Here is a 14,162-nt window from a genome sequence, read left to right on the forward strand (position 1 = left end):
TTTTGTTGCCTTTGCGATCACCCTTCTCGGATCAGTGTTGGTCGAGCCGTCAGGGCTATTGCTGTCCGCTTATCTGACTATACCCCAGATGTCAATAAGCAAGTCTGACCCCATGGTTACTTCCCTAATGGGTTTCCCTGCATATTACGTGATGCAATGTGCCAGGAAAATCAAGTCTCGCTTGCCTTGGCATAAACTACTATTTCAACCCTCCCCGATAAGTTAACTAATTCAACAACGTCCCCTAATAGGTTCTCTTTCATCGACAGCATGTGCTTTTTTTTGCGAAAAAAAAGCTTATTATTTGATCGGTAGTTGAGCATCAATTAATCTATCCCCACCTGAACGCCTGGGAAAAGATTCTTGCCATATTCTAGGTTCTCTTTCATCGACAGCATGTGCTTTTTTTTGCGAAAAAAAAGCTTATTATTTGATCGGTAGTTGAGCATCAATTAATCTATCCTCACCTGAACGCCAGGGAAAAGATTCTTGCCATATTCAAGGTTTCTCGTATAGTCAGGGTTAAGGAAGTATTTGAACTCAAGACGAGCAGTGTTCTTAGGTTTGTTCGTCGGGAAAAAACTTATATCACCCTGAATTTTCCCATACATGGCCTTTATTAATTTGCCGTCTTTTACCTCTGATCTAACTCTGAAGATATAGTTATTGTCGTCCTTAAAATCGCTTTCCAGAAGCCCAGGCCCTTTGCTCTTTATGTATCGTGTCAGTTTGTTCTGATAGCCTTCTTCAGAAGCATGTCGCGGAAGCTTGAAGACACTGCCGCCTTTACGGTTGTCCTTAATAACTTGTATGCCATCAAACTTATTTGGGAATGTTATTGTTAGATTGGCGTCATAGTCGTAACCACTTACATATCTCATTTCAAGATTGAAAATGAAATCAGAATGCTTACCATTCCCATATGGTGATACCCAATCATACTCAATCAGATCAAACCCAACCGGCTTGCCCACAACTGGCAACACTATATTTGGATGACTCAATATCAGATCCTGGGCATACATCGGCACCGGATTCTCAATCTTCCTCATGACTACCTTGATCTCTGGGTTCCACGGCTGCCATTTGCCAAGCTTATTATCTTTAAATCTATAATTGCCAAAGCTCTGATAATAATCTTCCTTTTCAACTCTGAATCCTACAAAGTCCATGGCTGATGCCGAGCCTGTAAACTCACCATTCTTCGCTGAAAAGCCGACAACGGGAATTTCCTTTGTTCCACCACCCGTGTTTCTCTCAAAGCCGATACCAACTTTAGCGCCTTCAATGAGTTGCCCCCCTTCGTCAATTATCATGATCGTGATTTTTGCGGTAGGAAGACCAATCCCCCATGTGCAACCAGGTGTTAGCATAAGAACACAGATCATTGTTGCCATAAAATGTTTAATAATCATTATCTCAAACCTCCTCTAATAACAAAATCATTGAACAATAAATATACATAAGAAAAAGCTATTTCTCTTACATCGCCGTGCAGCCATTCTCCTTTCAATCTCGGCCAGTAAATCCCCGCCGTTTTTCTTGTCTTAAAGGTGGTCTGCATGTCAATGTTGATTCCATCTGTCTGAGTGAGACCAACTACAATAGTTTTCCCCGCCGCCAAAGTTCTTGCAGGAATCGCATCTGCAAGCAGACGATACTTGTGCGTTGCAGCATAGTTACTTCCTGCTACAGCGTCGAACAGAATCCCATCATTTCCCTTCTTGAAAAATGGTCTCGTCATCAACTGTGAGTTCTGAATTCCATTAGCCTGAACTGGAGCTATTTGTTTTACATATCCATCAGCGTCAACGGTATATTCCGGATCACTCAAGTTGAAACCCCAGCCTCCATAGTTGCTTCCGAGCTCATTATTAGAGTTGGTGGCACCCTTTAGTTTCTCCTGCAACGCCCAGGCATACCGGCCAATTCCATCCGTCACTATATCCAGGACTTGGGGATAACCCGTATGCACGTCAAGCACGTCTTCACCGGATGAAAAATAGTTGTAATATGTTACGGTGCTCGGTCGTTGGGAGAAGATATTCCTCCAGGTCAATTTCTTTCTGTTGTCCGGGGCATCAAACAGTGTATGCCACTCTGACGCCCAGAGCTTCTCCTTATATCCCAGCCATGAAGGATGCGTCATGTCTGGGTGTGTATTTGCCAGTGCCTCACTGCCGTCATCTGCAAACCCATACGCTTCAGCTGCCACAGCAGCGTCCAACATAAAGTAATTCTTGATCTTCTTGTTTGCATTCCACTCGGCAAGATTATCGGTGAGCATCGAAGACACAACCATATTGCCAAGGCTGTGTGCCGCAAGCGAGATTTCGCCTGTAACCTCATTATTCAGAAAAGTTTTCAGATGAGGTGCAGTCGCAAAGGCATGTTCAACATTGATGTGAAAATTCCGTGTAACACCGGCAACCTGACTATCCCATCCGTACCACGTCACCCCATAAAACTTTGCCTTTGACCCTGACCAGAACATCCGCTTGAATATCTCAACCTGCCTGCCTCTCGCCTCCTGTCCATTATTGCCATAACCATGAATATATACAAAGCTCTTGATCTTCTGCGGGTCAGCGCCCATACATTCGACATCAGGACAGTTTGGCGTGCTGAGACGATCTTCTTCTCCTGACTTTGAGTCAGGTCCCGGAGCCACATCCTTATAGAGCTCAGATGTCAGGTTCTTGTGCCTGAACATCTTCTCAACACCTGCCATGTTCAGATTAAGCTTCATCGAAAATACGATCTTCTGATTGGCATCCAAAACTGCAAGCTCAAGGGGCGTTATTGACTCTTTCTTTCCCTCAAGCAGTATGATCCCCTTGCTGCTTTCTGCTGTGCTGGACGTTATCTTCTCCAAAAACGGCGTGATCGAATATGGATCAACCAGTTCTCTGCCGGTCGCTGAGATCGGATACGAAACAGCGCTGCCAAGTTTAACCGGAATATTCAGGTTGTTATCATCACCGGTCAGATAATACCCTGTGTGCTGGGCTTCGATGTCTGTAAAGACAAAGTTCAAGCTTGCATCTTCTGATTTAAGGACATATTTATGTTTTGATGGATCAAATGCCTTCAGCACACTCTTTATGTCCAGATACACCGGGAAGAAGTCTATGAGGTCGCGTATACCATCTACCTGTGTGTCTTCATGATCAAGACTGAATGATGTCAGCATCTTGTCTCCCGGTATATCACTGCCGTCTGTCTCCCCACCATCATCGTCATCGTTGATCCAGAAATAAAACTTATCCCCTCGCATTGCCCTTTCCCGATCTGCGTCATCGATAATACCATTGCGGTCATAATCCGGGATCAGCGCGGCATTAATCAGCGGTATCTTCTCGCTCCTCACTTCAGCCCTTGTCCCCCGGTTTAAGACCACCTCTGCGTAATAGCTCTTCTCCCTGTCAAACTTCGCGCCTCCTGCCGACAGGACGAGCCTGCCGTTACTGTCGGCCTGCACAAACCCTGCATATGCATCGCTGAGCTGCTCTGAAATCACAAGACTCACTTCAGATTTCTGATATTGATACAACAGGGGGTCTATGCTGTATTTGATTTCAAGGTCTGATACGGGATACCCATTATTGTTTAAGACAAGCTGCCGATACTTAGGTTCATCAACCGCTATCTTGATCCCCCATAGCTCAATCGGGTAAGAAGCGGCCAGTGTCCTGTCCGTGCGGGTAACATTCCCTTGTTCGTCGTATGACGGCACCGAGGCTGTAACCGTGCCGATGGCATTGATCCTGTTCATGCCCGGCGTTGAGCCAAGTTTCAGATTTGCTGCATAGGTCCCTTTATTAATCGGATCATCAACTGTCTGTAGAGCGCTTAGTTCGAACTTCAACTGCGTTTTCGTGTCCACCGGCTGATAATTGCTGGGCCGCACTCCCCCTTCATCCGAGACCACGAAGAATTCTACCTTAGCGTCGTTTTTGTAAGGAGCATCGACTGGCGGGTCTTTCACCACCGGCATGATCTTCAATATGCCTTCTTTTGTCCTTTCCGTGTAGAACATTGCTGCACTCAGTGGTTCGGGGAATATCTCGCCGGCCTTCCAGGCATCTATCTTATTGCCCTTTGCATCAATCGCGTATGGCGCATACAATGAAACATACGCGTTTTCGACTGCCTTGGTATAGAACGTAAAGGCTGCGCTGTTCAGAGCTGTTTTATTGTCGATACGCCTGCCTTGACTGTCAAAAACATCCTTAAAGGCTGTTGCTGTTATTGTATACTTTGTATTCTCAGTATTTCCCATAATCAAATAGGGATGCACACCAAAGTATTCGGTCCGCTTTTCAAACGGGGTAACATCAGCCTCTTTTGCCTTGGAGCAGTCAATGGTGGCTACACCGGGGCAGTCAGTCATCTCGCCAAAAAGCTTTGCGTTGATCGCCCCTGAGGATGGAGGGGTTCCAAGGTACTCCCTTTTTATCTTGTATTGCACGTTTTTGTCCGAAATCGAATTGCCATATTGGTCAACGATCTTTACCCATAGAAGCGACGCAAAGACGCTGGGAGGGCCATATATGTCAGTTGTCGGATTAAGTCGGACCATCTGTGCTGCTGCCCCCGGCTTTCCGTACGCCTCAAACGGTTTATCAGTGGTCATGCGCTTCTTAGTTGTGCTCGCAGAGACTGAAACGAGATTAAGTCCTTCCAGTTCCCAGTATTTCCCGCCGGCTGCATTTGTTTCCTGCCGGTAATAGGGAGAGTCTGCTGTTTGTGTCCCGAGGGTGAGCCTCGCCCGTGCAATGCCGTCCGGGCCTGTCAGCACCGTGACCTCTGAAGCAGGTGCAATAACAACCTCTGACTTGCTGTTTTCCCCCTGCACCTTGCTGCCACCTGATACTACTTTAAAATTAATGCTTACGCCTTTAACCGGTATGCCCTTGCTGTCAAGAGCTATAACTTCAAATTGTCTTTTTAGTTGTTTACCGACTATTCCGGACCGATAATCGTTTCCGCTGCCGAAGCGCACAATCTTTTCAACTGCATCAGGGTTATCGTTTGCAGGTATTGAGGATGGTCTGCTCAGGGCATTCTTAACATCCTGCTTCTTCCAGTCTTCTTTTTTTATCGCTGTCATGCCTCCTGCTATCATCCCAGAAAGCATATACCCTGCCTCACCGGTAGAGGGATTCTCTTTGGTGTATCCAGTCCCTGTCCAGTCTTTATAGCTGATAGCGTTCAGCAATAAGCCGTCAGCTGAGGGGATGCGAACAATGTAATTCTGATTAACTGCGTTGATGATGTCTTCCTTGATGTTGTCGTCAAGGTCAGAGGCAGAAAGTACTGCTGTGATATTCGTCTTGTCTACGGTAAGTAGCTGTCCGCTAAAAGCTGATTGCTGATCGCTTAGTTGAAACAGCTTTGCTGTTGAAATGCTTTCTACCTGAAAATCATTCTCAAATATCCTGTGCTCAAGCACAGAGCCCTGAAGTCCGGATAACTGCATGAAGGTCTTTTGCCTGTCGGCAGTAATGGGTGATGCGTTATGGGTAATGGGTGATACAGCACGAAGCGACGCATCTATGAACACGCCTTTCCACTCAAATCCATGGGGCATATCAAGGAGATAGGTCACATCTATCACGCCGCCGACTGTTACGACTGTCGGGATCGGTCTTGAGATGTTCAGGTGCAGGAGTGAGGCAAGCTCGTCCTCTGCCTCGTTCCACCGGTCAATATACCGGTTTGCCTCTTTATACAGGATAGTCTCTGCATCATCCTCTGCGCTGATCGCTGAGTCCTGACTGCTGAGAGCTCTCTGTGCCACGATGCCGATTGCCGTCAGATTTCCTGTTATATGGGTGTTGGTAATCCTCTCAATGCCGTTTGGGGAGATCAGTTCTATTATGAGTTTATAATCCTCTCCCATCGCCAAGCCGTCTTTGCCGACGACTGCTCTCTGATAATTCACCTTCAGCACAGGCCGCAGCCTGACAAGATACGCAGGTGTATTGTCCAGCCCGCCGTAGGAATCCATGATCTGCTGATCTTCCACGGTCTCTGGCTCGTAGGTCATGATTATCTGCTGGTTGCTGAGGTCATAGAGAGGCAGCGTGATCTCAAAGAGAGGCCCGCTATTCACTGTTGGCTGATTGCTGAAGGCTGACAGCTTTACGTTGTGCTTCAGGTCTTCAGGTATCTCTGTATATTCATGCGTTATCTTCTTCTGATCAAACTGCATGCTGTCTGGAAGGATCTTCATGCTCTCGGGTATCAGAGAACGTGTCAGGTATCCGGCTTTCGATCCAGATATGCTCTATCTGAAGGTTTGTTATCTTTCCTCCCTGTATCACAGGCTTATGCGGTATGCCAGCCTTCTGGAAGAACTCTGCCATCTTTAGAGGGTCTTCAATGCCTGTAAGGTTCTTTGCCTTTTCGATATCAGGGAAGAACTCTATGGTGCCTCTTACATATCGCGTCGGAAACCCCGAGGCCCTAAGCATTGCAGCAAGGAGTGTTGCCTGGTCGCAGTCATTGCCGCTTCTCTGTCTCAGGGTCTCTTCAGCCCCTTTCATGCAGCCCCAGTACCACTCGGTAGAAATATTGTTCTTTACATATTCGTAGATTGCAACCGGTTTCCAGTTGAGGGACTGCGCAAGGGTCGCTATTTCGAGAGATAAAGGGGCCTCTTCCGTATCTTTTGTATCATCAGGGCTGACCGTCTGGTTGCCGCCCCTGTATGCAGGTTTTATGATCGGGGATGATAAGGGCTCTTGTGAGGGGTAGTTCAGGTTCTTATAAGGAAGGCTCCCATGTATCGGTCTTTTGCCTTTGGGAAGGATTCTTTCGAGAAGGTCCGTAAGGCTGTTGAGCTGACTGCTGAGGGCTGATTGCTGACTGCTGCCTTGCTGAAGGCTTTCTATCAGCGCCAGATACTCTCCAAGGGCCTTCAGATACCCCTCTTCCATGGCCCGGTGCCGCTGCCCTGCTCTTGCCCCCAGTTGATCGGCGGTTTCCTGCCGCAATCTGAATCGCTCCTGAAGCAATGCATGCGCTACCTTAGTGCTTTCTGAAATGTCTTTTAGTTTGGCTATCTCATCGTCAATAACAGAGGCATTATTCAGCTTCTGCCGGGCTTGAAGGACAATGGCCCTGCTCTGGATCAGTGACTGCTCAAGTTCTTTCTCAAGGTCAGGCTCAAACGCCGCTGCTAATAAAGGAATGAATAGGAGAATGAAACATGCGGCGGATAAAACAAACCTGTATAGTTGTGCGCAACCCCGATAGCCCCGTTCCACTTGCCCCTCCACAAGTCAAATAAGCGTCTCTGTATATAGTGATCGCAGTAAGCCTGCAAAATATATCAGGCGGTTAATTCACCTGTCAAGGATAATTTAATGGACTGCATTGTTCACGTATCAAACGCAGGGAGAAATAAATGACTGTCCATTTCAGGAAATTCTGATCACTGGTATTGCGGACATAGGCAGAAAGCGGTAAAATTACAGCACATATCATTCCGCAGGGAGGTTATCATGCTGCTGAACGCAACAGAAGCAAACGAAAAATGGTGTCACATTACTATTTCAGCAAACGCAGCAAAATGTCTTGCCTCGGCATGTATGGCATGGAGGTGGGCCGAGTACACACCGCATGTCTGCGAGAAATGCGGGACAGAGGAAACAGAATGGACCGATCAGCCTGAGCAGAGACGCGGCTATTGCGGCCTGGCCGGAATACCAAAGTTATAAGCAGAAATCGGGTTTACGGTATTCCTGAAGGAGTTCCAGTCCATGGATGCCGAAAAACGTGAGATGATCCTCGAAGTCCTGAAGATGCGCCCCGAGAAGCTGAAGATCGATAAGCCCTCTATTTCTGATGATAAGGCAACCTTAAAAGTCTCAGGCAAAGAGGGTTCAGCTGACTCGACACGGTCGATCAGGATGGTGAACGAGGGAGGTGCCTGGAAGGTGCTTGAAGACAAGTGGCATACCGTCTCAAAGTAGCGGCAATGATGGGCCATCAGGAATGCGGCAAATAAACAGGACAAAGGTTTATCAGGAAGAATAAAAAAACCGTCAGGGAGACGCCGCGGTTTTTGGAGGGGACAGCGACGCCTCGTGGTCCTGACGGCAATTCTTTTTATCAGAAGATGTGCCGTTTAAGTATAACATATCTGCAGCCGATACTGCAGCGCTATACTCTTTTCAGAATCCTATCGTAAACATCTTTTCTATTTATTATCCCCAAGACCCAAACCTCATTTTCAATCACCTTAAAGACAACTCTGTAATCCCCTACCCTCATTTTCCAATAGCCTTTCAGTGTTTTCCGCAAAGGCTCACCGTATCGCTGAGGCGCTGTCATGAGACGTTCTTCTATGGCCTTCCTGATTCGTTTTTTGAGGGTAGCGTTCAGCAATGGGATATCAACAGACCTAACGTCAGGATGGTATCTTACTTCGTAAGGCAAAGACTACCACACCTCGTCATGTTTCAGGCTTTTCTTGCGGCTAAAGGACTTCTCGCGAGCGTCTGCAAACTTTGTCAGAGCAACGTCCTCCTCAATTTCCAGAGCAACACTAACAAGATCACGCACTTTCATGGACAATGAAACGCCATCCCTCCTGGCAAGCCGTTCGACGTTTGCATAAAGTGGTTTTTCCAATACAACATTTACTCTCGGATTGTTTGTCGGCATAGGGACCCCCTAAAAAGTGATACACTTATGATACACCGCTGACTATCTCATGTAAAGCCAGGCAAGGTGATTGCAAAGCAATATTAGAAAGGAGTTAATGGTAGGCCCGGGCGGTTTCGAACCGGCACATTTTTCCTTATAAATAAGTAAGTTACAGGCTTTTTATGCGCTCTATTCTGTCCATGGTTTGTCCAAAAAAATCATGTTAATTTCAGGCTACGCTCACACCTTTGCAAGACGGTATAGTAATTTACGATACCGGTTTATGAAGTCAGGAATTCTTGGCCCTTTGTTATAAAAAATATCAGAATCACACCCGTGCGCTTCGTCAAGCTGCAGTTCTCTGCGAATTCTATGGATAGTCTGAGGATCAACCTCCCTACCATCACCTTCGTAGTGGAGTATAGTTTGTAATCCCCTACAAGTTATTTTGAGCTTGTTACTGCCACGAATTTGAGTATCGAACTCACAGTCGTATTCGGCTAAGATACTTTTTAGTTGGCGAAACTGAAGCGGGTACTCTCCGAGACGTATTCTCTTAATATTATTTTGAAGGGCGTTAGCTATATGCATTACTTCTGGATCTGAGCCGATAATTACCTGGGCTGTAGTCTTATCAATAAGGTTGTGAGAGGCAACTGCAATAAGATAATCATAAAAAGAATCCTGATCTAAGGTTATCTTCCATCCATTCTTATCAAGAAATACCAATAATGCAACTAATGCAGTTCTCTTATTACCATTATGGAAAGCATGATTATTGACAATTGCATGTAACAGGGCAGCGCCAGCCATTGCTATAGTTGGGTACTTAGTCTCCAATCCCAGAGATGTAGTGGGCCGACTCAGCGCAGACGCAAGAAGTGCTTCACTCCGAACACCAGGAGGCTCGACGGGGTCTTTTGAACTCTTGAAGTCCTCTACGAGAATCCAATGGATATATTCAACATCTTTAGGTGTTAGGTAGGTTATGTCTTCTTCTATCGGCCCAACAATACGCCATTTGTCTTTGCGGTTTCGTTTTGTTCTTTTCTTTTTTCCCTTTTCAATATTCTCTAAAGGCTCAGTCGCTTTCTCTACCTGTATTTTTTTTGGCCTTGGATTCAAAAAGTCACCAACAAGCTTTTCAGCGCGAGAAAGTAAAGCATGAGGTATTCTTTTAAGTCTTTTCTTTGTCAGCAGACCTTTCTCATAGAGGAGATTTCGCAGCTCGTCTTCGGATAAGCTAAATCTTTTTGCAAGCAAAGATAAGTCAGATAACTGTTTTCTTTGAGATATATCATCCAGACCAAGTAAGCGCCTTGCTTTCTTAAAGTCTTCTTTCGAGATATCATTAACTTTGTTTCCAAGGTTAATTGCTCCGTCCATCAACATGATGCGAACATCATCAATTGGAAGGTTTGCCTCATGGGCTAATCGTTGAACTGATGTTTTAGTGATCTTCATTTATTTGATAATTTACGCTCAATCACGATCAATGGTTGATTACAGGTCAGATCTGTTCTCTTCTGCCTCTGGCATAATGTTTCATCGTGATATCACTCGAAGTATGGTCTAACTCTTGTCTGCAAACCTCGGCAATCTCTTTTTCCTTCTCAAGTCTCTTCTGACTCGCCCTACTCCGGCGCGTGCCACCGGCGGGAGATTCAAATCAATCAGGAGCTTCATGCAGCCTGAAAGGGGACCTCAACTTCTTCAGAACGCCATGCGGCGTACGAAAGCGCCTCGTCGATATCCGAGGGCTCCAGATAAGGATAGAGTTTTAAAACATCTTCTCTGGAATGACCGGCAGCTATCATCCCTACGATCATTCCGACCGTGACGCGCATGCCTCTGATGCAGGGTTTGCCGCCCATTATTTCTGGATTAAAGGTTATCCTCGTCAGTTTTTTCATGGCTTCACCTCACATTGTCTTAATATCAGAAAGTAACATTGCAAAAAGTGATTAATGATAATAGGTTGTAATGCTTTAAAACAAGGCCTATTTACGGAGGGTATCAGACATAACCCTGCTAAGCGCACTGTCCTCTTGCTTCGTCTTGCAGGAGGGCGCTGTCATATCGATCTTTTCTTTCTTTGCCAAATCGAAACAAGCGGAAAGTGGATAGTAAATCATCAGATATTGCCTTAGCCCCCATTTCGTCCCTGCGATATGTCTGAGTCTTGCCGCAACCAGCATAAGCGCGCTGAATTACCGTCAGGGAATGCCCCTACTACCCGCGTCCTTCGTCTGATCTCCCTCATGATCCTCAAGGGGATTACCGAGATGATCAGCTCAACCCCTTTCAATCCTTGCTCTTCTGGACAGGATTACACATCATTGTGATATCATCGAGACAGGTAACGACAGCTGGAGAATCAAGACCAGAAACTCTAAGAAAAACTAACCGCCGGGGTGGGTCAAAATTGGACGCCGATGGTGGGTCAATTTTCAATGCCGATTAACAAAAAGAATTATTAAGAGTGTTACACACCGACAACATGAGAGGTATGTCAAAGTGAAACTATTGAGAATTTCTCGAAGAAACTCTCAATACAGGTAGTTAATCGATAATTCCATTTTCCTTCCAACGTCTCACTGCAGGATCAAGATGTTGACGGAAAAAATCTTCATAGGTTATAACATTTGGCGCTGCCTTATAGGCGGATATTTTATTTTTGATGTTTTCAGGAACGACAATATAAATCCTGTGATTTAGCATCTCTCCAAGCTGGGGTGCGCTGATCCCCTCATCGATTGTAGCAAGGTAGAAACCAAGGCCTCTTGTACCTTCCGTAACGATCTGACGCCACTTTTCCCGTAACGTCCTTTTTGCCGTGAAGATTTCCGAATAATGGAGACATCCGTGATAGATACTTTACCAAAGGTTAAGTTAAAATGACACTATATTTTTGAAAAAAGGAGGTTATTGAATTGACTACTATTTATAACTTGAAACTTTCCGCTATAGATGTTTTTCAAATTATTGATGCGTTAAATTCGCGAGCAGTTTCATATCAAAAAACTGCTTCTTATTTGTCAGGTGAAGAAAATGAACATATTATGATAGAAGAATGTTATGGTTCCTTTGAAGCTCAAGAAATCGCGAGGCACTTTCATAACATCATAAAAACTATTGAAAGGCAAATTTAATAAAAATATATCCCGCTAAGATATTGGCGCTCGCGGCATTATTTTATGCAGCATATGAGTCACCGTTTGCAGTAATCGTGATACAAAGTTACGATATAAAAATATTCTTGTTGTGATAATCGAGAAATTCTATCATTGGTAAAAATTTTTCCGGCAACTTAATCTTCTTGCCTTCTAAGAAAACAATCGCCATTTTGCAGAAAGCATTTTTTGATCCATCCAGATGCTTTGATACTCTTATTTCCCAATTTGGCAGTACAGTAATAAGCCCTTGGTCAAATGCTTTATCATGTAACGCGCTCAAACAAAGTCCATTGCTCGGGTTTAATCGATTTGCTTTGTCTTGACTCCAGGGGATGATATGACTGGCAACAAGCAATCTTGGGTCAGCTAATCCAGTCATACAGCACCGCGCCTGATAACTACTCAGAACAGCCTGTCTAAAAAAAGACTGTTTCAATCTTACCTCAACCGTCGCTTTTTTTGTTTTGCCTGTGAAATCGGTGGCTTCTATCTGTGGCAATTCTTTAGACGAAAATACATTTGCTCTGTGTAAATAAAGCTGGCCTTCAAGCGCTAGATTTTCCCAGTCTCTATGAAATTCCTCCCAGACTTCTCTGTCTGCATTTGACGCATTACCAAGGCCATGTCTTCCGCTATCAGTGATGATTGGATCAAGACTGGCGAAATTCAACATTTTCATGGCTACCGATGAAGATGTTCGATTTAATTGTTTTGCAACTTGCATGATGATGGGATTACGGCTATGAATTTTTCCAAAAGGCATTTGGCAGTAAAGATTAAATGCTACAATTAACTCGCGTCTCGACCATTTTTTCATGACAAGCCCTTTTGAGAAGATATTACAAAAGGCACGATTGATTTCGCAATTGATTTTACGACTGGCACAACAGAGGATGTTCCAAATAGTCTGTATGCCTGCGAGTCAGACACGGGAATTACAAATTTATCATCGAAGCCCATCAGGCGCGCACACTCGCGCGGTGTCAGCCTCCGGGGATTCGAGTTCGGGACTTTAATAAGTATTTCAGACCCATCTTTGTAATAGCGCGCGCTCAGGGTGCGGGCTACCGAACTGCCGTCAAAAAGCCCGTAACCGAAGCCGTTCCCTTTTTGTCTGTGCTTTTCGGCATAGTTCTGAAGATACTGCCACAGGTGGTCAGAGAGAATATATTTATTATCGAATTTCTTTTCAAGAATACTGCCAAGGGTTGGTTTCTTCTTTGGAGGTTTGGGAAAGGAAAAGTCCGGTTTATCCCTGAATATCTTACGGTCGAAGCCAACGATAAAAAGACGTTCGCGGTGCTGCGGCAGATAGTGTGCGGCATCGATTACATCAAAACAAACATGGTAATCAAGTTCCTTCAAGGCACCCTCAATTACCCTGAAGGTATTGCCTCCATCATGATTCTTGAGATTCTTGACATTTTCCAGCATAAAGGCCTTGGGCCGCTTCGCCTCCAAAATCTCTGCTATGCGGAAAAAAAGCGTGCCCTGTGCTTTGTCCTTAAACCCATGTTCCTTGCCAAGGCTTTTTTTCTTTGATACGCCTGCAATGGAGAATGGCTGACAGGGAAATCCAGCAGCAAGAATATCGTGGTCTGGTATTTCCACAGGTTTTATCTCATTGATATCACCATGAGGCATTTCTCCGAAATTCTCAAGATATGTCTTCCGGCACCAGTTATCCCATTCCGAAGAAAAAACACATTTTCCGCCATGCCCTTCAAATGCCTGACGGATGCCACCGATCCCGGCGAACAGATCTATGAATATAAACTTGTAATCCCTGTTTTCCTGCTCCGGAGATTTGAAGGCGAAATACAGCTGTTCATCTTCCGCTGCCTTTATCAGGGTACGTTCGACAAACTCCTGCAGGCTATAACCATATTCACTGGCTTTCTTTTGAAGCTTTTTGTGCGTCTTAGGATCGAGTTTTGTATGAATTTGCGGCATTTAATCCTCTGGGAATTTATTATACCAAATTATACCCAGTGCTATGCTTCTTGTAAAGCCGAAAATGCGAGCAGAACAATTGAACTTTTGTAATCTGTTTTGAAAGGTTTTCTTGTGGCAATTGAAAGAAATTCTCATTATCCAGAAGAGATGTTTGTCCATGGTTTGTCCATGGACTCTTTTTTGGCAAGAAAATATCCTTACTTATCAATCAGTTAATGGTAGGCCCGGGCGGTTTCGAACCGCCGACCTCTACCGTGTCAAGGTAGCGCTCTCCCCCTGAGCTACGAGCCTAAATCGAGAGATGCTGCGAGGCGATATACATTAAACCTAAAAGGGCTCTTTTTTGTCAAGGGAAGGCCTGTGAATGCGCAT

The 14,162-nt window shown here is 45.1% G+C and carries 12 protein-coding genes, 1 tRNA gene and 1 pseudogene; 2 read left to right on the forward strand and 12 right to left on the reverse strand.

Going from position 1 to position 14,162, the window contains the following annotated elements; genetic code table 11:
- Nucleotides 1-452: 452 nt before the first annotated feature.
- The 3 genes from HZB62_03755 to HZB62_03765 are packed head-to-tail and all read right to left on the reverse strand — an operon-like array spanning nt 453 to nt 7,274.
- Entirely contained in the window at nt 453-1,415 is a 963-nt protein-coding gene (locus tag HZB62_03755; protein ID MBI5074278.1) for a hypothetical protein, read from the reverse strand.
- Nucleotides 1,415-6,238: an alpha/beta hydrolase gene (locus tag HZB62_03760; GenBank protein ID MBI5074279.1), complete on the reverse strand. Its 4,824-nt coding sequence runs from the start codon at nt 6,236-6,238 to the stop codon at nt 1,415-1,417. The genes HZB62_03755 and HZB62_03760 overlap by 1 nt, the downstream gene beginning before the upstream one ends.
- Nucleotides 6,207-7,274 carry a transglutaminase domain-containing protein gene (locus tag HZB62_03765; GenBank protein ID MBI5074280.1) on the reverse strand — a complete coding sequence of 356 codons (1,068 nt, stop codon included), beginning with the start codon at nt 7,272-7,274 and terminating at the stop codon, nt 6,207-6,209. Before HZB62_03765 ends, HZB62_03760 begins: the two co-directional genes overlap by 32 nt.
- A gap of 237 nt (nt 7,275-7,511) precedes the next feature.
- Between HZB62_03765 and HZB62_03770 the strand changes: the two genes are divergently transcribed.
- Both HZB62_03770 and HZB62_03775 read left to right on the forward strand, forming a co-directional pair.
- Entirely contained in the window at nt 7,512-7,727 is a 216-nt protein-coding gene (locus HZB62_03770) for a hypothetical protein (protein MBI5074281.1), read from the forward strand.
- A 42-nt stretch (nt 7,728-7,769) separates the two neighbouring features.
- Nucleotides 7,770-7,982 (forward strand): hypothetical protein, encoded by a 213-nt coding sequence (locus tag HZB62_03775; protein MBI5074282.1) that lies wholly within the window; start codon nt 7,770-7,772, stop codon nt 7,980-7,982.
- Between the two features lie 190 nt (nt 7,983-8,172).
- Here the strand turns inward: HZB62_03775 and HZB62_03780 are convergent, their stop codons facing one another.
- From HZB62_03780 to HZB62_03820, 9 genes and pseudogenes are all read right to left on the reverse strand, one after another.
- Complete coding sequence (locus tag HZB62_03780) at nt 8,173-8,448, reverse strand: type II toxin-antitoxin system RelE/ParE family toxin (protein MBI5074283.1); 276 nt, start codon at nt 8,446-8,448, stop codon at nt 8,173-8,175.
- A gap of 3 nt (nt 8,449-8,451) precedes the next feature.
- Nucleotides 8,452-8,676 (reverse strand): toxin-antitoxin system, antitoxin component, encoded by a 225-nt coding sequence (locus HZB62_03785; GenBank protein ID MBI5074284.1) that lies wholly within the window; start codon nt 8,674-8,676, stop codon nt 8,452-8,454.
- 222 nt (nt 8,677-8,898) lie between these two features.
- Nucleotides 8,899-10,122: a type II toxin-antitoxin system death-on-curing family toxin gene (locus HZB62_03790; GenBank protein MBI5074285.1), complete on the reverse strand. Its 1,224-nt coding sequence runs from the start codon at nt 10,120-10,122 to the stop codon at nt 8,899-8,901.
- 218 nt (nt 10,123-10,340) lie between these two features.
- Nucleotides 10,341-10,571 (reverse strand): DUF433 domain-containing protein, encoded by a 231-nt coding sequence (locus tag HZB62_03795; protein MBI5074286.1) that lies wholly within the window; start codon nt 10,569-10,571, stop codon nt 10,341-10,343.
- A 222-nt stretch (nt 10,572-10,793) separates the two neighbouring features.
- Nucleotides 10,794-10,927, reverse strand: a pseudogene (locus HZB62_03800) (transposase).
- 293 nt (nt 10,928-11,220) lie between these two features.
- Nucleotides 11,221-11,532, reverse strand: a complete 312-nt coding sequence (locus HZB62_03805) for a hypothetical protein (GenBank protein ID MBI5074287.1) — start codon at nt 11,530-11,532, stop codon at nt 11,221-11,223.
- A 366-nt stretch (nt 11,533-11,898) separates the two neighbouring features.
- Nucleotides 11,899-12,651 carry an HNH endonuclease gene (locus HZB62_03810; protein ID MBI5074288.1) on the reverse strand — a complete coding sequence of 251 codons (753 nt, stop codon included), beginning with the start codon at nt 12,649-12,651 and terminating at the stop codon, nt 11,899-11,901.
- Entirely contained in the window at nt 12,648-13,787 is a 1,140-nt protein-coding gene (gene dcm, locus HZB62_03815) for a DNA (cytosine-5-)-methyltransferase (protein MBI5074289.1), read from the reverse strand. Before dcm ends, HZB62_03810 begins: the two co-directional genes overlap by 4 nt.
- Before the next feature lie 219 nt (nt 13,788-14,006).
- Nucleotides 14,007-14,081 (reverse strand) — tRNA-Val (locus tag HZB62_03820).
- Between the last annotated feature and the right edge of the window lie 81 nt (nt 14,082-14,162).

The sequence above is a fragment of the Nitrospirota bacterium genome (genome assembly GCA_016214855.1).
In the GTDB taxonomy this organism is placed as follows: Bacteria; Nitrospirota; Thermodesulfovibrionia; order Thermodesulfovibrionales; family UBA6898; genus UBA6898.

Bases quoted from the DNA above. Each gene is read 5' to 3' on its own strand.
- HZB62_03755 (MBI5074278.1), bottom strand. From the start codon at position 1,415: ATGATTATTAAACATTTTATGGCAACAATGATCTGTGTTCTTATGCTA.
- HZB62_03760 (MBI5074279.1), bottom strand. From the start codon at position 6,238: ATGAAGATCCTTCCAGACAGCATGCAGTTTGATCAGAAGAAGATAACG.
- HZB62_03770 (MBI5074281.1), top strand. From the start codon at position 7,512: ATGCTGCTGAACGCAACAGAAGCAAACGAAAAATGGTGTCACATTACT.
- HZB62_03775 (MBI5074282.1), top strand. From the start codon at position 7,770: ATGGATGCCGAAAAACGTGAGATGATCCTCGAAGTCCTGAAGATGCGC.
- HZB62_03785 (MBI5074284.1), bottom strand. From the start codon at position 8,676: ATGCCGACAAACAATCCGAGAGTAAATGTTGTATTGGAAAAACCACTT.
- HZB62_03790 (MBI5074285.1), bottom strand. From the start codon at position 10,122: ATGAAGATCACTAAAACATCAGTTCAACGATTAGCCCATGAGGCAAAC.
- HZB62_03795 (MBI5074286.1), bottom strand. From the start codon at position 10,571: ATGAAAAAACTGACGAGGATAACCTTTAATCCAGAAATAATGGGCGGC.
- HZB62_03810 (MBI5074288.1), bottom strand. From the start codon at position 12,651: ATGAAAAAATGGTCGAGACGCGAGTTAATTGTAGCATTTAATCTTTAC.
- dcm (MBI5074289.1), bottom strand. From the start codon at position 13,787: ATGCCGCAAATTCATACAAAACTCGATCCTAAGACGCACAAAAAGCTT.